This window comes from Glaciimonas sp. PAMC28666 (assembly GCF_016917355.1).
Lineage (GTDB): Bacteria > Pseudomonadota > Gammaproteobacteria > Burkholderiales > Burkholderiaceae_D > Glaciimonas.
The window spans coordinates 4,778,625-4,801,039 of sequence record NZ_CP070304.1; the positions used below are offsets into that span (position 1 = coordinate 4,778,625).

Genomic DNA, 22,415 nt, shown 5'->3' on the forward strand with positions numbered 1-22,415 from the left:
CACTTTGATTGTATTTTAAGCACGTATGTGTCTGCTTTCCTATTGCAGGCACGCTTGCTTAAACCCAGGAGGATCCATGCTTGAAATGAACACATTAGAATTTGGTCAGGAAATGTTGATTTCCACCATTGCCAAGGCTTCCAAGGAGGAACTGGATGAAATGGGTTTTGGCGTCATTGGCATTGACGAAACCGGTGTAGTGCAACGCTATAACCTGTTTGAATCGAAGATAGCCGGTTTGCGCGCCCAAAACGTCATCGGTTCACTTTTATTTACCAACGTTGCGCCGTGTATGAACAACTTTATGGTCGCCCAACGCTTTGAGGATGCCATGGAAAATGGCACACCTTTGGATGCCACGATTGATTACGTGCTTACATTACGGATGCGTCCCATACGCGTGAAACTGCGCCTGCTTGCAAGTCCGGACCAAAAAATGCGGTTTATCTTAGTGCAGCGGGCACTATGAGCAATCACGATGTGCAAGACATTGCCGCAGAGCATGAGGCCCTATTGCAGTTTCTTTACCTTGCTCCCGTCGGCCTGGTGCAGACCAGCTTAGCGGGAGAGGTGGAACTGATGAATCCCCTCTCTGCCCAACTTTTAATGCCGTTATCTCAAGACGGCGGTCTGTCCAATCTGTTCAAAGCGCTGGAGTCGGTGGCGCCAGAGCTGAGACGGATGAGCGCAGATTTTACGAACTCGCAAGGAACCATCTGCGAGGGCTTGCGTGCCCAACTGACAGCCGGCATTCGTGGAAAACAAGACCCCAAAATGTTGGGAATAAGTCTCATTAAACTCGATGACGACCGGATGATGGCGGTCCTGACCGATATGACCCTAATGATCGCCCAAGAGAAACAGTTGAAGTACAACACGGCCTGGTTAAACGCGATTACCGTTGGCGTTTCCGATTATGCATTGATGAGCCTGGATCAGAACGGCAAAATACATGAATGGAATCCTAGTATCGGCCGCGTCCTTAAATACAATGCAGCAGATATCGTTGGAAAATCGTTTTCTATGTTTTATCATTCAAGTGGCATTTCCCCTGAAAGGATTGTAGATTATCTGAAAGAAGCCGATGAGGACGGCTGGAGTCTGACTGAAGGCTGGCGCATAAAAGGCGACGGCACACAGTTCTGGAGCAGCAGCATGATTGTTCCCATTGATGACTTTACGGCACAGAGTGACGAAATTACGATTTTAGCGGAGACCCACGAGCTGAGTTACGCCTTGATTATGCGCGACATAACTGATCGCAATCGTGATGAGAACGCGCACTTAAATGCGATGTCAAGCGACTATCTGACAGGTATAGCGAACAGACGTACGTTGTTCGAGGCGGCTGAACTGGAGTTCAGACGTTGGCATCGCCATCCGCGCCCACTGTCATTCATGATCATTGACGCGGACTTCTTCAAAAAAGTGAATGACACCTACGGACACGCGGCCGGAGACCTTGTTTTATGTCATCTTGCAACGACACTGAAAGATACAATGCGCGACATTGACACGGTGGCGCGAATCGGGGGCGAAGAATTCGCCGTCCTTCTTCCCTCCACAGATCTCGGCGGCGCGTTGCAGCTGGCAGAACGTTTTCGCAAAAATGTCGAAGCGGCGACCGTGAAATCGGACGGTATAGAGATTAAGTACACCATCAGTATCGGCATCAGTACCATGGAAGCTACTGTCAATGGATTCGACGCATTACTGGATCGCGCCGATAAGGCACTTTATGAGGCTAAGCATTCTGGTCGCAATATGGTCAAGATCTGGAGGTCCTGATAGCGCCCGGAGAGATGATCTCTTTCCTGGGTGATGGGTGGCGTTACTTCCAGGAATCAAGTGTTTGCAAACCGTATCTAAGAACAATAAAAATATAAATTCGAGTATTTACTTTTTTGACAGTCGTGGCGAATTGGAGGGTTGTTGTGCCCCAGACAAAAATCAGTCGTCTGCCTGGCCATAGTTTGAACGCCTGAAAGTTATCGGCTAAACGTGTATCGTTGGTAGGGTGCAAACAAGAAGAGTCCCCCATTCATGTCAACAGTTAACACAGACAGCGTATTGAAAAACGACGAAAAAAGTACCCTTGAAACGATCACGAGTGTGCATCACTGGACCGCTACGTTGCTTTCATTTCGTTGCACTCGGCCGCCGGCATATCAATTTACCCCCGGCCAGTTTGCGCGCTTAGGTTTGAGGACGGCGGACGGCGAAATTGTTTCACGTGCTTATTCGGTCACTTCAGCGATGGAAGAAAACACGCTGGAATTTTTTTTGGTATTGGTACCGGATGGCCCCTTCTCGGCGCTTTTCGCAAAGCTGCAACCCGGCGATCAACTATTGGTGGAAAAAAACAGCTATGGCTTCATGACCGTAGACCGTTTTTTGGATGGAGAAAATTTATGGATGTTGGCGACCGGCACCGGACTCGGTCCCTTCATCTCGATTTTACAAGACCCTGCGGTGTGGAAAAAATTTAAACATCTGATTCTGGTACATTGCGTTCGCACCCAGGAAGAATTGGCCTATCAGGCGTTACTACAAGCCCTGCCACACCGCACCGAACTTGCCGCCGGCGGCGCCCATTTAACGTTAGTGCAAGCAACCACGCGAGACAACCAAACAGAAAGTTCGCGGCACTTACATGGCCGGATTACGACTCTGTTAGAAGACGGCACTCTGGAAACTGCGGCAGGAACATCCATTACGGTGGAAGCTTCTCGCGTGATGATTTGTGGAAACCCGGAAATGATTACTGCCACCAGAGAAATATTGGTTCAGCGCGGAATGCGCCCTTGCCGCAGAGCGGTACCGGGACAATTTGTCACTGAGGACTATTGGTAAATATTCAGTGGCCTCCCGTGAAATCAGATGGTTGCCTGCTGCATTTACCGCGCCTGCTCCCAATGTTACCAATCACAAGTATGCGGTATTCGCCTTGATAGGCCCCTCCTTCAGCCGCTAATTGACAGTGTTTAGTAACGACATCAGCTATCTCTGTCAAAATATGGGTTGCCTCATATTCCGCCTTCAAGGAACCGCATGCCAGACGTAGCCGCAAAAACTATCGAATCGACTTTCCCACAACTGACAGTGGAGAATGGATTTGCCGCTTTACCGCCAGAATTTTACACACGGCTAATGCCAACGCCCGTTCCTGCACCTTATCTGGTTGATGGAAATGATACGGCTTCAGCATTGATAGGCCTTGATCCCGCCGCTTTCTCATCCCGGCAATTTATCGATGTCTTCTCGGGCAATCAATTAATGGCGGGATCCCAACCCCTTTCCGCCGTGTATTCAGGTCACCAATTTGGGCAATGGGCCGGGCAGTTAGGAGATGGGCGCGCGATCCTGTTGGGCGATGTGCCCTCACACGATGGCACTCACCGGATTGAATTACAACTCAAAGGCGCTGGCGCAACGCCTTACTCGCGCATGGGCGACGGACGAGCGGTGCTACGTTCTTCAATCCGTGAATATCTGTGCTCTGAAGCGATGGCTGCGCTTGGGATTCCGACTTCACGCGCTTTAAGCGTCATCGGATCAGACCAATTGGTGATGCGCGAAACACCCGAAACAACGGCAGTGGTTACGCGCATGGCGCCAAGCTTTGTACGTTTTGGATCATTCGAGCATTGGTTTTATAACAAAAAACATAACTCTCTTAAAATTCTGGCCGATTATGTCATCGCGCAGTTTTATCCAGAACTAAAGGCAACTGAAAATCCTTACCAGGCGTTTTTAGCGGAAGTGTCTAAACGAACCGCACACCTGATGGCAGATTGGCAAGCCGTAGGCTTTATGCACGGTGTTATGAATACCGACAATATGTCAATTCTGGGGCTGACTCTAGACTACGGACCCTTTGGATTTATGGAAGCTTTCGATCCTGGTCATATTTGCAATCATACGGATCAGCAGGGCCGCTACGCCTACGATATGCAACCCCAAATTGGCCATTGGAACTGCTACGCGCTGGGTCAGGCGCTACTACCATTGATCGGTAGCGTTGAAGACACACAGGACGCGCTGAAGGATTATCAGCCCCAGTATGTCGCGAGATACGATGCCTTGATGCATGCGAAGCTTGGTTTGCAAACCGTTCAGCATGGAGATGAGCAATTATTCGATGCAATGTTTGCGTTAATGAAAACTAGCCATACCGACTTCACATTATTTTTCCGCCGTCTGGGTGATTTTCAAATTAGCGATCCGTTATCAGACTCACCGTTGCGAGATTTGTTTATCGACACAGCAGGGTTCGATACCTGGAGTTTGCAATATAGAGCACGTTTGAAGGCAGAACATAGCATGGACGCGAGCCGACGCCTTGCAATGCAAAAAACTAACCCCAAGTATGTGCTGCGCAATTATCTGGCACAGGTTGCAATCGAAAAAGCGCAAAACAAAGACTATTCAGAGATCAGCAAATTACGCAAAATTTTGCAACGACCATTTGACGAACAACCTGAGCACGCAGATTATGCCGCGTTGCCACCTGATTGGGCCAATGGACTGGAAGTCAGTTGCTCCACTTGAATTGTAAAATATCAAGAAGCACCGATAGTCATACAATCTATCCGCTAAAAATAGGAGACCACCATGAGTAACTCGAAAGTCACAAAAACAGAAGCAGAATGGCGCGCTGCGCTTGAGCCGATGGAGTATGAAGTTACCCGCAAGGCCGCAACCGAACGCGCCTTTACTGGCAAATTTTGGGACCATCACGAACACGGCATTTATACCTGCGTCTGCTGCAACACGCCTTTGTTCGAATCAGATGCGAAATTTGACTCTGGTTGCGGCTGGCCGAGTTATTTCAAGGCGATTAATCCAGAAAATGTCAGTGAACGTGTTGATCGGGCGCATGGCATGACGCGGACTGAAATTTTATGCAATGTTTGTGACGCGCATCTGGGTCACGTATTTCCGGATGGTCCGCCACCAACTGGCTTAAGATACTGCATTAACTCCGCATCGTTGCGGTTTGATCCGGCATAATTCGTAATCCGAATGCCTGAATAGGCGTTCGCGCCCATATTGCAGAAAATTCTAGCCATTAACCAGTTACATCTTAAACTTGTAGATCTTTTTAAGCAGCAACTACCAAAGAAAGCCAACTCCATGAAGTTTCTGTTTGACCTTTTCCCGGTTATATTATTTTTTGGCATTTTTAAGTGGGGCGAAGGCCATACCGATGCCGCGCAAACGCTGGTGTCGCAATATCTCTCGGGCTTTGTATCAGGCGGCGTTGTCACGGCTACTCAGGCTCCTATCATTTTGGCAACGGCAGTGGCGATCATCGCTACCTTGGCCCAAATTGGTTATTTGCTCACGCGGCGTAAAAAAGTGGACGCAATGCTGTGGGTTTCGCTGGTGATCATTACTGTGTTTGGTGGTGCGACGATCTATTTCCATAATGACGCATTTATCAAGTGGAAGCCCACCGTTTTATACTGGTGCTTTGCTGCAGCGCTACTCGGTAGTCAGCTAATCATGGGTAAAAATCTCATCCGGACAATGATGGAAAAACAGATGGCCTTGCCTGAGCCGATCTGGGCTAAAGTTGGCCTCGCATGGAGTGCATTTTTTATATTCATGGGTTTGCTTAATTTATACGTAGCGTTTAATTTTCCGATCAATACCTGGGTTAACTTTAAACTATTCGGTGGTATGGGTTTGATGTTTGCGTTTGTTATTGGGCAAAGCCTTTATCTTTCTAAATACATCAAGGAACCGAAATGACAACGCAATTAGATGACATTCGGGCAAAACTGATTGCAACTTTCTCTCCCACGGAATGTCTATTGGAAGACGAATCGGCAGCACATGCTGGCCACGCCGGGGCGGCTTCAGGCGGCAGTCATTACAGGCTTCGACTGATTTCCGCAGTTTTTGAAGGGAAAAATCGGTTAAACCGCCATCGTCTGGTGTATGATTGTTTGGATGACATGATGCAACAGAAGATTCATGCTTTGGCGATCACTGCGTTGGCGCCATCGGAGATTAAATAACTCTTGAAAACGCAAAAATAATCATTCACGGTAAGATTTAGTTACACATTAATTGAACACTTCATTATTTCTGGCTATATTCTGTTTTATTCTTCTACCATTCCCCCATTCTATTTAGGATTCGAATATGACTTTTAAACCTGCTCGCTTGCTGGTGGTTCTTTTTGCTGCAGCTGCGTTACCTGCTTTAGCCCAAAACATTGCTGTAGTAAATGGCAAAGCTATTCCGTCTTCACGCGCTGACTTGATGGTTACGCAAATGGCGGCACAAGGTGGCCAACCTGATTCTCCACAGCTGCGCGCAATGGTTAAAGAAGAACTGATCAACCGCGAAGTTTTGATTCAGCAAGCTGAAAAACAAGGTCTTGGCAACAATCCAGACGTTAAGGCACAAGCTGATATCGCCCGCCAATCAATTCTGATTCGCGCGTTGGTGTCTGATTATGTTAAGAAAAACCCTATCAGCGATGCTGATATCAAAGCTGAATACGATAAATTCAAGGCAACTGCTGGCGACAAGGAATACCACGCTCGTCACATTTTGGTTGATAACGAAGCGGATGCAAAATCGATCATCGCTAAGTTGAAAGCTGGCGCAAAGTTTGAAGACCTGGCTAAGCAATCAAAAGATCCAGGCTCTGCAGCGAATGGCGGCGACCTCGGTTGGGCAACGCCAGTTTCTTTCGTCAAGCCATTTTCGGACGCTCTGGTCGCATTGAAACCGGGTCAAGTGACTGACACGCCAGTTAAAACGCAATTCGGTTACCACGTTATTCAACTGGAAGATTCACGTCCAGCGAAGATTCCAACGCTGGCTGAAGTGAAGCCGCAAATTACGGAAGCTTTGCAACAGAAAAAATTGCAAGCATATCAACAAGAATTGCGCGCAAAAGCAAAGATCCAATAAGTAACTGGCAATCAACGTCAGCAAGTTAAAAAAAGACGCTCTCAGGAGCGTTTTTTTATTGTTCTTCATCAATCATTCGTACAAAGCATTTTTCAATTCAAGCGAATTATCACGCGATCTCATTGTGGCATACGGGAATTAAGCGTTGGCTCATAAGTAACGCGCAGGCGAAAGTTACTGTACCAACTGATTTTTGCATCATTGTCCCGCGGCGGGGTTTGTGCGGAAAAATCTGGCCGAGGTCCATTCAGAACAAAGCCAAAATTGTTTCGACGCATGCTGATCCAATCTCGCACCTCCTCTGTTACACCCAAACTAATAGTCTCACCTACCGGTAATAAAGTAGGATAATCACACAGCATTTTTGATGAAAAAATTTCGGTCGCCATGCACAGTTTGTTAGCGTATGAAATCGGCGCTGCGGTACGCACCATCTTTCCCTCGCTCCGCGAAATTGACTTAGCTGTGTCCAACTGCAACTCAGCGTTAACGATCTCATCGAACTGACTGAGGTCGAATTTTACGCCACCTCTGAACACGGAAACGTGTACGTCATCACAAGCAAACGGCGGCTTTCCCGCCTTAAGATAATCATCGTAACCCACCATGATTGTTCCTGAAGCGGCTGAAAATGTCGTCCCGGGCGTATTGCCCTGAGTACTACAGAACCCAAAGGACCCGCTAGTCACAGTCGTACCCGTCGTGACCAGAAGGGGCTGTAATTCGACGGTTTTAAGTGTGGCAGGCGCACACCCCGATAAAATTAACAGGATTATGCTAGATGCAGTGATGGTCATCCACGACAGTGACATTCGTTTCATTTTTTCACCCTCCCCTATGGTTAAAATGTGAACCGTGGTCTTGGTTGAACCGAGACTCTTGTTTAGTAACGGCGACGGACACTAATTTCCATGGCGACACATTCATCGTCCCAGCCCGACGATTTTTTGTATGACGTCGCCCTTAATGTCAGTTGCATCACCGCAACTTATTTACTCCCGCCCAGACCCGCGTGGATCACCAGCCAATCTGGCCCATTCCATTACAATAGTAAATAATTGCAAAAAAAGCTAGTCAAAAATATAACTAAATAGCGAAAGAAACGTTGGTAATAACGCGCTTTCCTTGCGCGCTCCGGTTTTTTTCTCGAAAGCTTGCCTTACGCCACCTGGAATTTTGAAGGTACAGGACGCGCAAAAGGCGTGGTAACTTCATCCCACGGCCTGTCACTCTGCGCCCGCTCAAATCCAAATTTTTCGATTCGCGTCATCCATTCCTGATTAAATAAGTCCGCTGCACCGGGGTCGTTTGCCAGCTCGGACGGAATGGCCGTGTAGCGCAGCTCGAGTCGCAAGCCCGGCATTTCTGCATTGACGGCACGCACCTCCGGCGTGCCAAGCAAAGCGAACGGCGCCTGCAACGCGCCGGTACTGATACCTGTCACCAGATCGAAGACTGGCATCGCATTGTCATGCCGACTCTTCCAGCCTCGCAAGAAACCTATGCCGTAGGCACCGTGCTGCCCCCCGCCCGACAACAATAACAAATCCAATGTTTGATCACCGCGAACAACGCAGCGATGCGCCAGGCGTTCGACAATTGCCACGATCTTGGCCTCGTATTGAAGACGTCCGATGTCATCTTGCTGATTGCGCTGAGCGGAGGAAACAACCGGTTGTTTAGCAGAAGCAAACGGCAATCCTGCAGCCGCCAATAAAGTAAGTAAATAACGCAGCATATTGAAACCCTTATTGGCAACTCAGTGGCGACTCGCCATAGGGGCGGACGCATAAAACGCAGGACACGCTAAGGATAGCAGCACAAAAACTTTGTCGCAGCTGCGATCCACCATTTTCGGTTGCCCGCAGGAGTGCGCTTATAAATAATCAAGCCTCGGTTTGTATGCAATACAACGGTAAAAATTTGACATTCTTTTGAATTTGAACGATGGCAGCATTCAACGTTTCAAAAGAAATTTTACGCGGTTATTTGATCTGGCCCGCCGCTGACCTGCGAGGTTAATGTATACTTCGCGGCTGATTAGCAGAAAGAAAGCCTTAGAAAATGTCTACATACAGAGAACTCCAGGAACAAATCGACCAACTGCGCGCGCAAGCGGAAGAAGTTCGCATGATCGAACTCGCGGGCGTCATTATGGAAATTAAAACCAAAATGCAGGAATACGGCATTACCGGTGCTGATTTGGGCCTGATGGGCAAGAAGCGCGTGATGAAACCAATGCCAGCAGCAATGGAAGCCATTGCTTCATCGGCACCGGTGGAATCAGAGGCAACCGCAGTCGCAGAAGAAAAATTGTAAATTAGGCTACGATCGGGCTGTTCGAGTGGGTTTATTTGCGGTATTGATATTTTCAGTCCGACCAAATCGGACAACCTGATTGACCTGAACGTCAGGTATAGCCACGTCGCGTACGTGGCTTTTCTTCAACCAGACAAAAGATCGATTGCTGGCAGCATCATCGTTTCCCTCCATACATCAGCAGTGCGCTCTGTTTGAAGCGCCAGCTAAAATCCCATTTTGACAACAAACTATTGGAGTCCAGTCAAAACTTGAGGCAGGACTAGGCAAAGCGTTCGCAACGAACGCTACTTTTCGCATACGCGCAACTGCGGGCTGTCGATCGTTACTTTGCCAAAAACCGTTCGGTATCGGATTGCATGGGTCGATTTGATCGATAAGGCCCTGCCACCCTGCGGACAATTCAGGGACGCCGAAACAACGAAGCGAGTCTGTGCGGATACCAATGCACGCTGCGCCTCATGCACCAGACTTCTGCCTTCAGCCAGGTTTAGGCCCAGTTGTTTCAGATCGCCGTCAAGCCGTTCAAATTCAGCCAATCGTATTGCCTCGCCGCCACCGCCGTCAATTCGCGCCTCAATGATCATCCGGATGACAACCTCCTCAATGGATCGTGAGGGAACAAATATATCGCGAATCCGCCTTATCGGCTGCCTCCGGTTTTAACTGGACTCAATTTCAATGTACTCAACGATGGAGGCTTCAGCTTCGGCACGGGTCGCATATCGACGATGATGTACAAGTTCATTTTTTAAACTTCCCCAGCAACTTTCCATCGGCGCATTGTCATAGCAGTTTCCTTTGCGTGACATGAAAACAGTCATGCCAAACTGCTCTACCAATTGGCGATAAGCATGCGCGCAATACTGGCTACCACGATCAGAATGGTGGATCAACCCAGCCAATGGTCGCTAATGCGCTACTGCACGCCATGGAGCAAGGCTTGTCAGTGTTTGCATCATCCGATCACCCATCGCATAATCTACTATTTCACAGGTAAATACGTCCTTAATGCCCGCCAAATATAACCATCCTTCTTGTGTCGGAATATAGGTGATATCTGTTACCCACATTTGATTCGGTTTAGTCGGATTAAACGTTTGATCCAGTACATTGTCGGCTACCGAAAAGCTATGATTGGAGTTCGTCGTCACTTTAAATTGCCGTTTTTGCTTGCAAACGATGCCTAATTGACGGCGTAATCTCGTTAATCTATCTCGCCCAACCGTAAAGCCATCGCTCGCCAACTCTGGTTGTAGACGCCTTACATCATACGTTTCACTGGTACGTCGATGGGCTACTTTGATGGCGATTTTTACGCGTTCATCTTCTTGATCGCGCACGCATGGAATACGCGTAAGCCAGTCGTAAAAACCGCTGCGTGATACGCCCAATACATACACAGCAGCGTCACCGGATACTGGAGTCGCAAGGTCTTCATGTGCGCGTACCGGGCAGCGACTCCCGTGCAAAGTATGCCGTTGCTTATTTTAAGATATCGCGTTCCTGCCGTGTTTCATGTAGCTCACGACGCAACTTGACCAATTCATCCTCTAGTTCTAGCATCGTACGCGAACCAGGACCACCGGCTACCTTGTCTAACGTTGGCTCCTTGGCAAGCACCACCCATTTGGCTAAATTGCTTTGCGACATACCTAATCGCTTAGCAACTTCTCTTGCGGATAAACTTTGGTCTAATACCATTTTTACAGCCTCAGCTTTGAATTCTTGGCTATATCTTTTATGCGTCTTCATTCACACTTCTTTGATCGTGGTTTATCAAGTTTGTGTGTCCGAATTTGTCAGGCTACCTCAATTGCAACAGAACCAAAAATCGCGCACATTCATAACGATCATATTCGCGCCTCAAATGCCTTGTATCAGTCGCTGATTGAGCATGGTGGAAAAAAATCGCGGCTGGCGTCCACAAACATATGAACATATACGTCGTGTTCTTTGACTTGGTAAATCACTCTGGTTTGACCAACAAGCCGTTGGCGATAATCCGTTAAACCAAGCTCTGAAACTTCCTCTACTATCAGTCCAGCGAAAGGCATTTCGCTAATCTGAGTCAGAATTTTTTTGAAATCGGCGTCCACTTCCGTCCAGACATGTTCACCAAATTTCATCCTCACCCACTTCCTGATTTCCCGATAATCCATCTTGGCATAATCAAGAACTTTTACTTTGTGAGTCATTGCTGATCTTCCTTCTCCATCTCAGCAAAAAAGGATTCGGCATCTTGAAATTTACCTTGCTCGATCTGCTTCTGGCCAAGTGCAAGAATTTTCAAAAGTGCCATCGTTTCTTGTTGTTGCTCGTAACTGCGGATATCGATGACAACCATCTTCGCCTCGCCGTTTTGGGTGATGATGAGAGGATTTCTGTTGTCGTTAAAATCCCTGATAATTTCGGCAGCATGGGATTTGAGATAAGAAATCGGTTTTATCTGTTCAGAAAATTTCATGTTTGCTTCCTTGTGGTGCCAGATGGTTGAGGTAACACCCACGTTTTCCTCAATGGTTCAACATAGACTAAATATAGACTAAATATAGACCAAATATAGTTTTGTAGCTACTTAAATTGCATCATCACTTACGTCGACGCAGCGGTACCAAGCTACCACGCGCTTTACCTGCCACCCGACCCGGCCGTGCTACCACATCGCCCGCCGCCAGCTTGTTCGCCGCCGCACGCTCACCTTCTAGCTGCACGCAACCCAGCCGTGACGCCGCCAGCGCTTCTTCCACCGCGCCCAGCCGTCCGCGCACGCCGGCCAGCTCGGGACGCCGGTGTGGGAAACAAACGATGGAGCATTAATTTACCTGCAAACCAAAGGATTCCGTTATAGGCCCGCCGACGTTATGGCGGAGGTTGGAAAAGGCAATCCAGTCGATCCAACGAAATATACTCTCGCATGACGATGAATTTCGAAACGTCAGACCCGCGTTACACCTGGCTAAACCGGGTCATTGGAGTAGGTTCAGCGATGCGCCTCGGAGCTGCAGTGGTGTACGACGCTTACCTGTTGCAATAATTCAATCTGTAATATGCCTCAGGCAATCGCAAGCGGACTGTCGATCGAAACCTTACCGAAGACTGTTCGGTATCGGATTGTGTGCTTCGCTTTGATCGACAACGCCGCACCGCGCTTCGGACAAGCCTTGGAAGCGACAACAAAAACGTGCGCTTGTGCGTTGACCAAAACGTGCTGCGCCTCATGCAGCAGACCTCGGCCTTCAGCCAAGCTCAGGCCTAGCTACTTCAGATCGCCATCAAGCCGTTCAAATTCAGCCAATCGTATTGCCTCGTCGCCGCCAACGTCGTCGTCAATTCGAGCTTCGATGATCATCCGCATGACAAGCTCCTCAATGGATCGTGAGGCAATAAATATATCGCGAAATCTGTTTTATCGGTTGCCTCCGGTTTTAATTGCTCTCAACTATTGCGAACGTCATGCGCTGGTCATATTGTTTCGGTAGGGTTCTCACGGAATCATCGTGCAGTAATGCCGCAGTTAATCGCTGTCAATCCGACTGGAACAATCGGCGGGCAGATACGATGATAGAGTAAAAGCCCCCTTAATTTGATGGATAACGAATGTACAAAGATAACAAGCGGCTCATTATTCTTGATGCGGATGGCACCACCATAGACGCCTTTAGCGCCATCGATAAAACGTTTGCGCGTCACAACATGACTATCGGGGACGAAGAAAGCTTTCAAAAGCGCCGCCATATTTTTAAATATCTAGGAGGTTTAAGAGATTTTCCATCGAACATCAAAAAACAGATTGGCAAACAAAGCAGGAAACAAATCATTCAAACCCTCACCGAAGTATACCGAGAGGAAGCACAACTCTATCCGCATATCGCAGCAATGATTAAAACGCTGATAGCAGCCCCTGACGTCATCGTCGGGTTGGTCACCCGGAATATCACTAATGAACCGGAAGAAACGCTACGACAACTGTTTCGCCGCCACGACGTTGACCTCGACGCACTCGACTTTTTTATCCACATTCCGGTCCGCGAAGAAAAGAGCGTGCAATTTCGCGCTGCCCGAGAACGATTTAATATTAATCCGGCGCGCAGTTATATTTGCGGCGATGAAGAGAAGGATTTTTTAGCCGCGACCGCGGCTGGCATGCACCCGTTTATGGTGTCGTACGGGTTCGAAAGCCATAAACGACTTACCAAAAAATTTAACATACCGGAAGAAATCATCTCCCCGACCTCGGCGGAACTGAGCAGCAGAGTCCACCACGGACTGGACTTAAATAGTGCTTATTGATTGGTCCGATCGAGACACCCACATCAAAGCAGGCGAGCCTGTTCGGCATCAGTTTACCAACAACGTTTTACTGACCATGAAATCGTCCTGAAAGGCTGTCGCCACCACGTCGGCACCAAAAAAGTTCTTATTCAAAGCCAGCATCTCAGCGATCCGCCGATGCCCTGCTGTGTCGTCGGGCATACGCAAGATAACGGTCATATATTTTGACTGCGTCGGCAGGTCAGTTTTTGCCTCGACCACATGCGAGGTTTGCGAAGGCGCGGCAACGGTATTGGTGGTCACGGTTTGTTCGCCGTGCGTCGGTTGCGCTCCCAAAATCAGTTGCAGTTCTTGTGTCAGTTCGTCATCTAAAATAATCACCGACGTATGCGGTTCAGGCCATTTTTTGGCACCACCGATGATCGCAGGGATACCGCCGGTCACCTCGAATTCAGTTGCCGAAATCTGCTCATAATGAAATGGCTCCCAACCGTCAACATTATGCTTACGTTTGGCCACGCTTTCCATAGCCTTTGCGGGTCCACGGCCGTTAGCAAGCATGCCCACCGGCAGAAAATCGTCGGCGGTCACAAGGTCTACGTTATCGCTCATCTGAAGCTCTCTCAATCTGGAAGAATTTGCTGCTTTCAACACCGCCCGTGCGCCGGAACCCAACCTGTTGTATCGTTTGCTACCAATCGTAAAAAAGGAAAAAAATGTCCCACATTGCTGTTGTATCGATCAACACTGCGAAGCCAGGAAAAGAACAGGAAATGGAAGCCGCGATGCGCGCACTCATCGCGCCTAGCCAACGTGATCCCGGCTTTATTCAATATGACCTGCATCGCGATCTGGATGATCCACGGTCGTTCATTTTCTTCGAGCGCTGGGAAAGCCGCGAATTGCTGCATCAACACTTTAAGGCACCACATGTGGTTGCCTGGATAGCCCAAGCCAAAGATCTGGTGGAGAGCAGCAGTCTCAGAGTAATGGAAAACCTCGGCTAATTTTTTTCTGCGTGAATGATGACCCGCACTTTCTTTTAACCTAAGAGATGGTGCGGTGATCACCGGAACAAGTCACCGGTATTTGCTTTTCTTGCCGGTTTTGATATCTATCGCAAAGCGCACGCCGTTTTCAGTGAACTGGGTTTCATCCGGTGGCTCCTCCCCCGCCAAAACGCCTGATACGTTGAGTAGTCCCTCACCTTTGCGGATGAGTTCATCCGATCGTTCATACACGTTGGGACAATCGGTTTCGGCCATCAACGCCTTAACGATGGGCACCTTCCACGCCTCCACCCCGGCCGACTGGAACTCGCAAATCAAATAACCTTTTCGTCCCCCGTACCAGTCCACCAACAAACCCGGCAAACCATCTTTTTCCGCCAGAACCAGGCGAACCACGTCAGTGACTGCGCTATTTTTTCCGCTACCAGCCAGACTACGTGCAGCGACAGCCGCCTTGATGCGGCGTTTCATAAACGCATGATCGACCGCTTCATTCTGGTCAAACGTCCAGACCCGCGCACGAATTTCTGATTTTGGACTATGCGCGGCGCGTGCCAGAAATTTTCCCGACGACGAATGCACCAGCGCAGTGGCGCCAAATTGCATATTTTCGCCCGGCTTTCCATCCACGCGCTCGATGGCCGAAGCATAAATCCAAGGCTGACGCACTAACAGGCTTTTTTCTTTGCCTTGCTTAATGGTGATGATGAGCATGGTACAGATTCCCAGATGTAAATATTAAAAATAAAATGAAACGATGATGTGCCGAGCGAGATTGCGAACTGAATGACATTCGGCCCTCGTCCTTTTAGACGGCATTCAAGCATCATAAGGCGAATAGAAAACAAGTTGTCTATTTTGATGCTGAAGGGCTGGAAACGGGCCGCAACTCTAAAATACTTATTGCAAAAACAACTTGACCCATCTACAGACAAAAAGAAAAAAGCCCTGAACAATCAGGGCTAATGTCAGATGCTACCGAAGCGCTCGAATTTTAACCCACAAACTGGTTCAGCCGTGGCTCTTTTCCGGTGCTTCCATGCCGCCGGCCACCACTGCGACGATGACCGAAACAAAAGTGATTGCCATGTTTTAGTAAAGCTTACGGACCGACCAAACCCGTTTCGGCCGTATCGAAGCGGAGAGTTTTTGAATGCAGGATTGCCATGTGGCTTAAAATGACGGCCTTGCGCCCACTCCGCGCACCATTATTGAAACTTGCCAGAACCATGACCATTACGATCAACGAAGAATTGCGCGCCTACATCGATCCACTAACCGAAGACGAATATGCTGCGCTAGAACGTAGTCTGTTATCCGAAGGTTGCCGCGACGCTCTGGTGTTGTGGGGCGATCTTCTGGTAGACGGCCATAACCGTTACGGCATCTGCCAAAAGCATGAAATCCCGTTCAATACCATGCAAAACCCCGCCTTTACCTCCATGGACGATGTGCATCTCTGGATGATCGACAATCACCTTGGCCGCCGCAGCGTGTCGGATTTCCAGCGCGGTATCCTAGCGTTGCGTAAGAAAGAAATCGTCTCAGCACGGGTGGCACAGGCGCAGGTTCAACGGTCTTCTAACGAGCCGGACAGCGCTGATGCTGCCAGTCAACCAGCAATCGAAGTGCCGTTAAATCGAGACGCAATTGCACGTGCCGCGCGTCTCAGCAGCACAACCCTGGCCCAGATCGAAAAGATTCAAAAAACCGCCGCGCCTGAACTGGTCAGCGCCGTCAAGTCCGGCGTCATCTCTATCAACGCTGCCGTCGCCGTCGCATCCTTACCAAACGAGGAACAGGTCGCCGCAGTTGCCGGTGGCAAAAAAGAACTGCGTCAAGCGGCAAGGCAAGTACGCGAGGCCCGACTGCCACCCAAGGCGGAACCGGAACAACCACCGAGTGACGCCACGCCAGATCAAATAGAAATACACCGTTTAACGCTATTGGTGACAGAACTCACCGAAGAGCGCGTGCAGCTGAAAAAGAAAATACAGCATTTGACTATTGCGTTATCGGAGGCCCGGAGCGGAACTGACGCGTCCGATGCTTGACGCGATGCAAGCAAATAGCGGATAATTATGTTGTCCCAAAGAAAAACGGGAACAGGTTTTGCAGCCTGCACGCAAATAAGCGCACAAACGGCGCAACGCCGTTTTTTTTCGTGCGTAGTCTTCGCTTGTCCGCAATGGGCGGCGTTGACAGGGAAGCCTTCGGGCTTGCTGGTTTTATCTTATTTGCGCCAGTCTGCAAACCTTGCCAATTGCCGCCCACCCCATTGCCTGATGGGGAGCGTTTCAACCGCAAGTGAGGAAAACTTAATGCCTAAACACGCTCAAGAACGCACCCAACAAAATATCGCCTCCGTGGATGCGATCACGATTCTTCACAGTCGCACCTCTGCCATTCTCGCCGCCCTGTCCATGGCGTTTGACAGCCCGGACGGCCTTCCCAAATCAACGGTGCAAGAAGTCCTCGAATCCACCCAAGCCCTTTTGGTAACAGCGCAAGCGGAACTATCCACTCTGGCCGAACGCGTTATTTAAAGCAAATAACCGAAAGCAAATAACGCGATGTGCGTTGTGCATTTAGCAAAGCGGATGCATGTCGCTGTACGTTGCACTTTCCCGTATCGTTTTTGCGCAAGCGCATGTTTCGTCCAAAATCCTCACACTTCTGTCCAACTTATGGCGTCTCGTCCTGTGTATAGTCAATTCCAGCCTGCAACCGACTAGACATTTGAATTCTGAGAGAAGAATGAGCGATTACGTAATTCCCCCGTATGCCCCGTCGTCCCTGGCGATCAAGGATGAAAGTAGCCGTTTTCCCATTCGGCGGGTGTTTTGTGTCGGCCGCAATTATTGGTGGGACGCTGGACAGGACGCTCAGAACACTGCGCGTGAGCTGCCCTTTTTCTTTATGAAGCCACCCGATGCGGTGGTTCCAGCCGAAGGTTGCATTGCGTACCCTCCGCTCACAGCCGACTTCTGCCATGAGATCGAACTGGTGGTGGCGATTGGCAAGGACGGTGCTGATATTGCGCCAGAAGATGCCTTGAGCCACGTCTGGGGTTATGCTGCTGGCCTGGATCTGACGCGTCGTGAACTTCAGGCAGAGGCGAAGAAAGCGGGACGGCCATGGGAAGGCGCGAAAGCGTTTGATGCATCGGCTCCGTGTAGTGCGTTGGTCCCGGTGGCGGCTATCGGCCATCCTGAACAAGGCGCTATTTGGTTAAATGTGAACGACGTTGAACGCCAACGCTCGAATCTGTCGGATTTCATTTGGCCGGTTAAAGATGTTATAAGCTTTATATCGTCTTCCGTGAAACTGCGCGCGGGCGATCTGATATTTACCGGTACGCCAACAGGTGTTGCGGCGCTTGAACCGGGCGATGTGATCACCGCAGGAATTGATGGTATCAACCAGTTTACGGTCACTATCGGTGAGCGTAAAAATGTGAGTCTTGTTGATGTTGCTTGATTAGCGCAGACTGATCGATTGTGGTGCCGTATGTAGATGCCGTAAATAGAGGGGACGTTACTGATGACAACATTATCGCGTGTCCCTACTTACGGCATGCAGCAAAGAAGTGACCGTCCGGATTTTTATATTCGCGACAAGCAAGCACGTCCGGCCACAACCACGCCGCATCGGCATGAGTACTTTCAGATTCAAATCAATCTGGGTGGTGATACCGTGCAGCACATTGGCGGGGCGCTGCGGCCTTTTGCGCGCAAAACGCTGGCGTTCATCCTGCCGCACCGTTTGCATATGATTCCGCATCCGGAGGACGGGAATTTCGTCCTGATTAACTTTACGCAGAATTTTCTGCTGCCACATTTACAGTGCGATCCGATGGATTTGGAAGATATTTCCATTAACGAGGTTCCGGAACTGGCACCGTTTCGTTTCCAGGAGCATCTGGATTTTATTCTCGATGATGATCATTTCAGTGAAATTGAAATATTGCTCGGAAAAATGCGTAAGCTGGATCAGGCACGCCAACTGGGAACCAGTCTGCTACTAAAAGGCTATTTGCTGCAATTGCTAGGTAAAATCTGCAACCTTTATCAGGGCGAGTTGCTGGCGCTTTCGGCGAACAAGGCCGCACAGCGTGGTCGGCGCGATGCATTGGGCCGGGTGTCGAAATATATTCGCGAGGAAATAGCTAACCCGTCGATGAACATCACCGATGCCGCCGCAGCAGCGTTCCTTACCCCAAATTATCTGACGCATCTGTTACGCAAAGAAACGGGGAGTACCTTTTCAGATTTGGTGCTGGTGCGACGTATGCTCCTCGCCCGCACCCATCTGATCAATGGTTCGCAACCTGTCAGCCAGATTGCCTGGGCCTGTGGATTTGCGGATCAGGCCTACTTTTCCCGGCGCTTCAGTCAGGCCCACGGCATGCCGCCAGGAAAATACAGACGGCAACATCAGTCCAAATAAATAGTAAGGCGGTTAATTAATAACCAGAAGGCTGGCCGCGACTTCGCCCAAAAACCGGGAAATCAACGAAATTTCCCACGAACTTTTAGAAATTCAACCTTCAGGAGATAATTTATGAGCAACGAATCAAGCGGTAAAGTAGCACTAGTCACCGGCGCTGGCAGCGGGATTGGACGCGCGGTAGTGCTCGGCTTGTTGGAGGATGGTTTTAAGGTGGTGCTGGCTGGACGCCGCCCGGAGCCGCTTGAGGCACTGGTCGAAGAGGCGAAAGCCGCCGGTGCAGAAGCGCTGGCAGTGCCGACCGATGTCCGCGATCCTGCGAGTGTGGATGCTTTGTTTGGAAAGATCGCCGCTACTTATGGCCGACTTGACGTGGTGTTCAACAATGCGGGCGTTAATGCGCCAGCGATGACCATCGACGAGCTGACCTTTGAGCAGTGGAAAAATGTGATCGATACCAACTTAAGCGGCGTGTATTTGTGCGCACGCGGTGCGTTCGGTCTGATGAAAAAGCAAACACCCCAGGGTGGTCGGATTATCAATAACGGCTCGATCTCGGCCCATACACCGCGTCCTTTAAGTTCTGCTTACACCTCGAGCAAACACGCAGTGCTTGGATTAACCAAAAGTATCGCGCTGGACGGTCGTGAATTTAATATTGCGTGCGGTCAAATTGATATCGGCAATGCGTTGACCGAGCTGTCGGTCCGCATGACTAAAGGGGTACGGCAAGCCAACGGAACGATTGCCGTGGAGCCGATGGTTGATGTTAAGCATATCGCCGACGCGGTGCGCTATATGGCGTCCTTGCCGCTAAACGCGAACGTGTTAAACATGACGGTGATGGCCAGCAATATGCCATTTGTCGGCCGCGGCTGATCTGCGCCATTTCCCACCTTAAAAGACATCAATGAAACCCGAAATCCTGCTGTTGAGCCCTATACTGATCCCTTCTGTCAACGAAAAACTGGAAGCGTTATATAACGTCCGTCGCTATTACGCGCAAGACAGTCAGACCGAAAAGGATGCCTATCTCCGTGAATGGGGCAGCCTGATTCGGGGCGTCGTGACTGGTGGACATACCGGTATCAGTAACGCGTTAATGGACCAACTTCCGGCGCTTGAGGTGGTCGCAGTGAACGGGGTCGGGACGGACGCCATTGATATGCATTACGCCCGCGCTCGCGGCATCCATGTAACGGCAACCTTGGGGGCGCTGACAGAAGACGTAGCCGACCTGGCGATTGGGCTGCTGATTGCCACATGCCGCGGCATCTGCACGGGGGACCGCTATGTACGTGAAGGAAATTGGGGTGTCAGCGGTCTGCCGCTGACACGCAGGTTTAGCGGCATGCGCGTTGGTATCGTTGGCCTTGGCCGGGTCGGTCGCGCCATTGCTACTCGGGCAACCGCATTTGGTTGCCCGGTCAGTTATACCGACCTGAAACCGACGAGCGACGTGCCGTACGCCTTTGTCGCCGATCTGGTGCAACTGGCGCGTGAGAGCGATGCGTTGATTCTGGCAGCCGCTGCAGACAAGGCCGAAGGCATCATCAACGCAGCGGTGCTTGATGCACTCGGCAAGGACGGCTTTCTGGTGAATATCGCGCGCGGAAAATTGGTCAACGAAACCGATTTGGTGCAGGCACTGGTTGCCGGAAAGATCGCTGGTGCAGGACTCGACGTCTTTGTCGATGAACCCCATGTCCCTGTTGCACTGCTTGGCATGGATAGCGTAGCGCTCCAACCCCATCGCGCCAGTGCCACGATAGAGACCCGCACCGCCATGGGTGAAATGGTGCTGCTTAGCTTGGCTCAGGCACTCGCCGGGCAAAGACCAGAAGCTAGCTTATCGACCTGAGCTAGCGGTTCGAACATATTCACGTCGTAGCCGGACATAGACCCGGCATAGACCCAAGTTTGGCTCGCCCACGCAAGTGAGCTGGCGGACGCGTCTCGCCCGTAACAATCAATGACTGGAGACAAAAAATGAATAAGCACTCTGCGCAGCGGAACTTCGATGCGGTCCTGACCGCCGATATCGTGCCTGAAATACCTAACGCGGTGGCGTCAGAAATACCGCTTGCCAATCTACCCCACACGACGGTTGCGCCGACGCGCCGACGCTATTTCATGCTGATGCTGATTCTTGTTGCGACAGTCATCAATTATCTGGATCGCGTGAATATTTCCAGCGTTGCGCCATTTATGTCGAAGGAACTGCATATCGACAAGTTTCAAATGGGGATGATTTTTTCGGCGTTTGCCTGGACCTACGCCTTTGCGTTGTTGCCAGCTGGTTATGTGGTGGACCGGCTCGGTTCCCGCGTCTGTTATGGCGTGTCGTTGATAGGCTGGTCGATAGCCACCGCAGGACAAGCTCTCGCTGGTAGTTTTGCCAGCCTGTTTGGGGTGCGCCTGTTAGTTGGATTGATGGAGGCCCCGGCTTTTCCGGCCAACAGCCGTTCGGTGGCAATGTGGTTTCCCGTTCAGGAACGCGGACTGGCAACCAGCATCTTTGTCATGGGGCAATATCTTGGAACAGCGCTCTTTTCCGCCGTTCTGATTGCTGTCGCCGGTCTCTACGGTTGGCGGATTGTGTTCTTGATCTCCGGCGTAGCCGGTATCCTGTTTGGCATTGGGTGGTTCTTCTGGTATCGCGATCCGTTGAACAGCAGCGCCAATCAGCAAGAACTCGATTACATCCGCGAAGGCGGCGCATTAATGTCCAATCCGGGCAGCGAGAAATTTCGCTGGGCTGATATTCGTGTGCTGATGCAACATCGCCAAATCTGGGCAATCTGTATCGGTAAATTCGCTAACACAACCGCGTTATACTTTTTTCTGACGTGGTTCCCGACCTATTTGGTGGACGAACGAAAAATCAATTTCATCAAGGCTGGGTTTTTCTCCGTGATGCCGTACATCGGAGCGATCGTGGGTATTCTTTTGGCTGGCTATTTTTCCGACCTGCTGATACGACGCGGCTATTCCATGTCCTTTGCCCGCAAGCTGCCGCTGGTAATTGGATCATCGTTAGGCGTTTCGATTGTGCTGGTCAATTTTGCCAGCTCTAACTGGATCGCCATTGCGATTTTAACCGTGGCATTTTTTGCGCAAGGTATATGTTCGACATCCTGGGCGGCAGTCGGCGAAGTGGCCCCCAAAGAGCTGATCGGCGTGACGAGTGCCATCACCAGCTTTTCTGCCAATCTGGCTGGCATCGTTACCCCGACGGTCATCGGTTATATCCTGCATAAATCCGGTTCGTTCTACTGGGCGTTCAATTTTGTTGGAGGGGTTGCCGTGTTGGGCGCCCTATCCTATTCGCTACTGCTCGGCCGATTGCATCGCATAACGTTGCATCGCTAGTGCTTAGGTTGTTCATCCGAAACACATGAACAACGGTCAAAAAAAATGCCAACCTGA

Annotated in this window: 27 protein-coding genes and 2 pseudogenes; 19 read left to right on the plus strand and 10 right to left on the minus strand. The window is 50.1% G+C overall.

The window, feature by feature from the left end:
- Positions 1 to 76: 76 nt before the first annotated feature.
- The 8 genes from JQN73_RS20550 (at position 77) to JQN73_RS20585 (ending at position 6,933) form a co-directional block, all read left to right on the plus strand.
- The gene (locus tag JQN73_RS20550) at positions 77 to 469 is read left to right on the plus strand and encodes a phosphonate transporter (RefSeq protein ID WP_370551271.1); all 393 of its coding nucleotides are present in this window, start codon (positions 77 to 79) and stop codon (positions 467 to 469) included.
- Positions 466 to 1,788: a GGDEF domain-containing protein gene (locus JQN73_RS20555; protein ID WP_205320773.1), complete on the plus strand. Its 1,323-nt coding sequence runs from the start codon at positions 466 to 468 to the stop codon at positions 1,786 to 1,788. Before JQN73_RS20550 ends, JQN73_RS20555 begins: the two co-directional genes overlap by 4 nt.
- A 255-nt stretch (positions 1,789 to 2,043) precedes the next feature.
- Positions 2,044 to 2,853 carry a ferredoxin--NADP reductase gene (locus tag JQN73_RS20560; RefSeq protein WP_205320774.1) on the plus strand — a complete coding sequence of 270 codons (810 nt, stop codon included), beginning with the start codon at positions 2,044 to 2,046 and terminating at the stop codon, positions 2,851 to 2,853.
- A gap of 198 nt (positions 2,854 to 3,051) precedes the next feature.
- Entirely contained in the window at positions 3,052 to 4,551 is a 1,500-nt protein-coding gene (locus JQN73_RS20565; RefSeq protein WP_205320775.1) for a YdiU family protein, read from the plus strand.
- Positions 4,552 to 4,614: 63 nt separating this feature from the next.
- Positions 4,615 to 5,013, plus strand: a complete 399-nt coding sequence (msrB, locus tag JQN73_RS20570; RefSeq protein WP_205320776.1) for a peptide-methionine (R)-S-oxide reductase MsrB — start codon at positions 4,615 to 4,617, stop codon at positions 5,011 to 5,013.
- A 123-nt stretch (positions 5,014 to 5,136) separates the two neighbouring features.
- On the plus strand, positions 5,137 to 5,757 hold the full coding sequence (locus JQN73_RS20575) for a septation protein A (RefSeq protein WP_205320777.1): 621 nt from the start codon (positions 5,137 to 5,139) through the stop codon (positions 5,755 to 5,757).
- Positions 5,754 to 6,026, plus strand: a complete 273-nt coding sequence (locus JQN73_RS20580; RefSeq protein ID WP_205320778.1) for a BolA family transcriptional regulator — start codon at positions 5,754 to 5,756, stop codon at positions 6,024 to 6,026. Before JQN73_RS20575 ends, JQN73_RS20580 begins: the two co-directional genes overlap by 4 nt.
- Positions 6,027 to 6,153: 127 nt before the next feature.
- Positions 6,154 to 6,933, plus strand: a complete 780-nt coding sequence (locus JQN73_RS20585; protein WP_205320779.1) for a peptidylprolyl isomerase — start codon at positions 6,154 to 6,156, stop codon at positions 6,931 to 6,933.
- Between the two features lie 119 nt (positions 6,934 to 7,052).
- Here the strand turns inward: JQN73_RS20585 and JQN73_RS20590 are convergent, their stop codons facing one another.
- Complete coding sequence (locus JQN73_RS20590; protein WP_205320780.1) at positions 7,053 to 7,541, minus strand: hypothetical protein; 489 nt, start codon at positions 7,539 to 7,541, stop codon at positions 7,053 to 7,055.
- 551 nt (positions 7,542 to 8,092) lie between these two features.
- The gene (locus JQN73_RS20595; protein WP_205320781.1) at positions 8,093 to 8,671 is read right to left on the minus strand and encodes a patatin-like phospholipase family protein; all 579 of its coding nucleotides are present in this window, start codon (positions 8,669 to 8,671) and stop codon (positions 8,093 to 8,095) included.
- Positions 8,672 to 8,997: 326 nt separating this feature from the next.
- On the opposite strand from JQN73_RS20595, the gene JQN73_RS20600 reads away from it, so the two are divergent.
- Positions 8,998 to 9,252, plus strand: a complete 255-nt coding sequence (locus JQN73_RS20600) for an H-NS family nucleoid-associated regulatory protein (RefSeq protein ID WP_205320782.1) — start codon at positions 8,998 to 9,000, stop codon at positions 9,250 to 9,252.
- A gap of 287 nt (positions 9,253 to 9,539) precedes the next feature.
- Here JQN73_RS20600 and JQN73_RS20605 read toward each other — a convergent pair whose 3' ends face one another.
- The 5 genes and pseudogenes from JQN73_RS20605 to JQN73_RS20635 all read right to left on the minus strand — a co-directional run bounded on the left by JQN73_RS20605 (position 9,540) and on the right by JQN73_RS20635 (position 12,023).
- Positions 9,540 to 9,839 carry a hypothetical protein gene (locus JQN73_RS20605; protein ID WP_205320783.1) on the minus strand — a complete coding sequence of 100 codons (300 nt, stop codon included), beginning with the start codon at positions 9,837 to 9,839 and terminating at the stop codon, positions 9,540 to 9,542.
- An 87-nt stretch (positions 9,840 to 9,926) separates the two neighbouring features.
- Positions 9,927 to 11,007 (minus strand): annotated as a pseudogene (locus JQN73_RS22575) (IS3 family transposase); the annotation flags it as partial.
- A gap of 125 nt (positions 11,008 to 11,132) precedes the next feature.
- Positions 11,133 to 11,450, minus strand: a complete 318-nt coding sequence (locus JQN73_RS20625; RefSeq protein WP_205320787.1) for a type II toxin-antitoxin system RelE/ParE family toxin — start codon at positions 11,448 to 11,450, stop codon at positions 11,133 to 11,135.
- On the minus strand, positions 11,447 to 11,719 hold the full coding sequence (locus JQN73_RS20630) for a type II toxin-antitoxin system Phd/YefM family antitoxin (protein ID WP_205320788.1): 273 nt from the start codon (positions 11,717 to 11,719) through the stop codon (positions 11,447 to 11,449). Before JQN73_RS20630 ends, JQN73_RS20625 begins: the two co-directional genes overlap by 4 nt.
- Before the next feature lie 124 nt (positions 11,720 to 11,843).
- Entirely contained in the window at positions 11,844 to 12,023 is a 180-nt protein-coding gene (locus JQN73_RS20635) for a hypothetical protein (RefSeq protein ID WP_205320789.1), read from the minus strand.
- Between the two features lie 21 nt (positions 12,024 to 12,044).
- Between JQN73_RS20635 and JQN73_RS20640 the strand changes: the two are divergent.
- Positions 12,045 to 12,289 (plus strand): annotated as a pseudogene (locus tag JQN73_RS20640) (DUF3237 domain-containing protein).
- An 18-nt stretch (positions 12,290 to 12,307) separates the two neighbouring features.
- Here the strand turns inward: JQN73_RS20640 and JQN73_RS20645 are convergent.
- Complete coding sequence (locus JQN73_RS20645; protein ID WP_205320790.1) at positions 12,308 to 12,499, minus strand: hypothetical protein; 192 nt, start codon at positions 12,497 to 12,499, stop codon at positions 12,308 to 12,310.
- Positions 12,500 to 12,852: 353 nt separating this feature from the next.
- Here JQN73_RS20645 and JQN73_RS20650 point away from each other — a divergent pair, with 353 nt between their 5' ends.
- Positions 12,853 to 13,545, plus strand: coding sequence for an HAD family hydrolase (locus tag JQN73_RS20650; protein ID WP_205320791.1), 693 nt, complete (start codon positions 12,853 to 12,855; stop codon positions 13,543 to 13,545).
- A 48-nt stretch (positions 13,546 to 13,593) separates the two neighbouring features.
- On the opposite strand, the gene JQN73_RS20655 is transcribed toward JQN73_RS20650, so the two are convergent.
- Positions 13,594 to 14,139 (minus strand): hypothetical protein, encoded by a 546-nt coding sequence (locus JQN73_RS20655; protein ID WP_205320792.1) that lies wholly within the window; start codon positions 14,137 to 14,139, stop codon positions 13,594 to 13,596.
- Positions 14,140 to 14,243: 104 nt separating this feature from the next.
- Between JQN73_RS20655 and JQN73_RS20660 the strand changes: the two genes are divergently transcribed.
- Complete coding sequence (locus tag JQN73_RS20660; RefSeq protein ID WP_205320793.1) at positions 14,244 to 14,534, plus strand: putative quinol monooxygenase; 291 nt, start codon at positions 14,244 to 14,246, stop codon at positions 14,532 to 14,534.
- 72 nt (positions 14,535 to 14,606) lie between these two features.
- Here JQN73_RS20660 and JQN73_RS20665 read toward each other — a convergent pair whose 3' ends face one another.
- Complete coding sequence (locus JQN73_RS20665) at positions 14,607 to 15,251, minus strand: SAM-dependent methyltransferase (protein ID WP_205320794.1); 645 nt, start codon at positions 15,249 to 15,251, stop codon at positions 14,607 to 14,609.
- Positions 15,252 to 15,766: 515 nt separating this feature from the next.
- Between JQN73_RS20665 and JQN73_RS20670 the strand changes: the two genes are divergently transcribed.
- From JQN73_RS20670 to JQN73_RS20700, 7 genes are all read left to right on the plus strand, one after another.
- Positions 15,767 to 16,591 (plus strand): hypothetical protein, encoded by an 825-nt coding sequence (locus JQN73_RS20670; protein ID WP_205323497.1) that lies wholly within the window; start codon positions 15,767 to 15,769, stop codon positions 16,589 to 16,591.
- Positions 16,592 to 16,858: 267 nt separating this feature from the next.
- Positions 16,859 to 17,083 carry a hypothetical protein gene (locus JQN73_RS20675; protein WP_205320795.1) on the plus strand — a complete coding sequence of 75 codons (225 nt, stop codon included), beginning with the start codon at positions 16,859 to 16,861 and terminating at the stop codon, positions 17,081 to 17,083.
- Positions 17,084 to 17,294: 211 nt separating this feature from the next.
- Positions 17,295 to 18,017: a fumarylacetoacetate hydrolase family protein gene (locus tag JQN73_RS20680; protein WP_205320796.1), complete on the plus strand. Its 723-nt coding sequence runs from the start codon at positions 17,295 to 17,297 to the stop codon at positions 18,015 to 18,017.
- 63 nt (positions 18,018 to 18,080) lie between these two features.
- Positions 18,081 to 18,986, plus strand: coding sequence for an AraC family transcriptional regulator (locus tag JQN73_RS20685; protein WP_205320797.1), 906 nt, complete (start codon positions 18,081 to 18,083; stop codon positions 18,984 to 18,986).
- 114 nt (positions 18,987 to 19,100) lie between these two features.
- Positions 19,101 to 19,865: an SDR family oxidoreductase gene (locus tag JQN73_RS20690; protein WP_205320798.1), complete on the plus strand. Its 765-nt coding sequence runs from the start codon at positions 19,101 to 19,103 to the stop codon at positions 19,863 to 19,865.
- A 31-nt stretch (positions 19,866 to 19,896) separates the two neighbouring features.
- Positions 19,897 to 20,847 (plus strand): 2-hydroxyacid dehydrogenase, encoded by a 951-nt coding sequence (locus tag JQN73_RS20695; protein WP_205320799.1) that lies wholly within the window; start codon positions 19,897 to 19,899, stop codon positions 20,845 to 20,847.
- Between the two features lie 128 nt (positions 20,848 to 20,975).
- On the plus strand, positions 20,976 to 22,358 hold the full coding sequence (locus tag JQN73_RS20700) for an MFS transporter (protein ID WP_205320800.1): 1,383 nt from the start codon (positions 20,976 to 20,978) through the stop codon (positions 22,356 to 22,358).
- The last annotated feature ends 57 nt before the right edge of the window (positions 22,359 to 22,415 follow it).

Excerpts from the sequence above, each read along its gene's own strand:
- JQN73_RS20550 (WP_370551271.1), top strand. The coding sequence starts at position 77 with ATGCTTGAAATGAACACATTAGAATTTGGTCAGGAAATGTTGATTTCC.
- JQN73_RS20555 (WP_205320773.1), top strand. The coding sequence starts at position 466 with ATGAGCAATCACGATGTGCAAGACATTGCCGCAGAGCATGAGGCCCTA.
- JQN73_RS20560 (WP_205320774.1), top strand. The coding sequence starts at position 2,044 with ATGTCAACAGTTAACACAGACAGCGTATTGAAAAACGACGAAAAAAGT.
- JQN73_RS20565 (WP_205320775.1), top strand. The coding sequence starts at position 3,052 with ATGCCAGACGTAGCCGCAAAAACTATCGAATCGACTTTCCCACAACTG.
- msrB (WP_205320776.1), top strand. The coding sequence starts at position 4,615 with ATGAGTAACTCGAAAGTCACAAAAACAGAAGCAGAATGGCGCGCTGCG.
- JQN73_RS20575 (WP_205320777.1), top strand. The coding sequence starts at position 5,137 with ATGAAGTTTCTGTTTGACCTTTTCCCGGTTATATTATTTTTTGGCATT.
- JQN73_RS20580 (WP_205320778.1), top strand. The coding sequence starts at position 5,754 with ATGACAACGCAATTAGATGACATTCGGGCAAAACTGATTGCAACTTTC.
- JQN73_RS20585 (WP_205320779.1), top strand. The coding sequence starts at position 6,154 with ATGACTTTTAAACCTGCTCGCTTGCTGGTGGTTCTTTTTGCTGCAGCT.
- JQN73_RS20590 (WP_205320780.1), bottom strand. The coding sequence starts at position 7,541 with ATGGTGGGTTACGATGATTATCTTAAGGCGGGAAAGCCGCCGTTTGCT.
- JQN73_RS20595 (WP_205320781.1), bottom strand. The coding sequence starts at position 8,671 with ATGCTGCGTTATTTACTTACTTTATTGGCGGCTGCAGGATTGCCGTTT.
- JQN73_RS20600 (WP_205320782.1), top strand. The coding sequence starts at position 8,998 with ATGTCTACATACAGAGAACTCCAGGAACAAATCGACCAACTGCGCGCG.
- JQN73_RS20605 (WP_205320783.1), bottom strand. The coding sequence starts at position 9,839 with ATGATCATTGAGGCGCGAATTGACGGCGGTGGCGGCGAGGCAATACGA.
- JQN73_RS20625 (WP_205320787.1), bottom strand. The coding sequence starts at position 11,450 with ATGACTCACAAAGTAAAAGTTCTTGATTATGCCAAGATGGATTATCGG.
- JQN73_RS20630 (WP_205320788.1), bottom strand. The coding sequence starts at position 11,719 with ATGAAATTTTCTGAACAGATAAAACCGATTTCTTATCTCAAATCCCAT.
- JQN73_RS20650 (WP_205320791.1), top strand. The coding sequence starts at position 12,853 with ATGTACAAAGATAACAAGCGGCTCATTATTCTTGATGCGGATGGCACC.
- JQN73_RS20655 (WP_205320792.1), bottom strand. The coding sequence starts at position 14,139 with ATGAGCGATAACGTAGACCTTGTGACCGCCGACGATTTTCTGCCGGTG.
- JQN73_RS20660 (WP_205320793.1), top strand. The coding sequence starts at position 14,244 with ATGTCCCACATTGCTGTTGTATCGATCAACACTGCGAAGCCAGGAAAA.
- JQN73_RS20665 (WP_205320794.1), bottom strand. The coding sequence starts at position 15,251 with ATGCTCATCATCACCATTAAGCAAGGCAAAGAAAAAAGCCTGTTAGTG.
- JQN73_RS20670 (WP_205323497.1), top strand. The coding sequence starts at position 15,767 with ATGACCATTACGATCAACGAAGAATTGCGCGCCTACATCGATCCACTA.
- JQN73_RS20675 (WP_205320795.1), top strand. The coding sequence starts at position 16,859 with ATGCCTAAACACGCTCAAGAACGCACCCAACAAAATATCGCCTCCGTG.
- JQN73_RS20680 (WP_205320796.1), top strand. The coding sequence starts at position 17,295 with ATGAGCGATTACGTAATTCCCCCGTATGCCCCGTCGTCCCTGGCGATC.
- JQN73_RS20685 (WP_205320797.1), top strand. The coding sequence starts at position 18,081 with ATGACAACATTATCGCGTGTCCCTACTTACGGCATGCAGCAAAGAAGT.
- JQN73_RS20690 (WP_205320798.1), top strand. The coding sequence starts at position 19,101 with ATGAGCAACGAATCAAGCGGTAAAGTAGCACTAGTCACCGGCGCTGGC.
- JQN73_RS20695 (WP_205320799.1), top strand. The coding sequence starts at position 19,897 with ATGAAACCCGAAATCCTGCTGTTGAGCCCTATACTGATCCCTTCTGTC.
- JQN73_RS20700 (WP_205320800.1), top strand. The coding sequence starts at position 20,976 with ATGAATAAGCACTCTGCGCAGCGGAACTTCGATGCGGTCCTGACCGCC.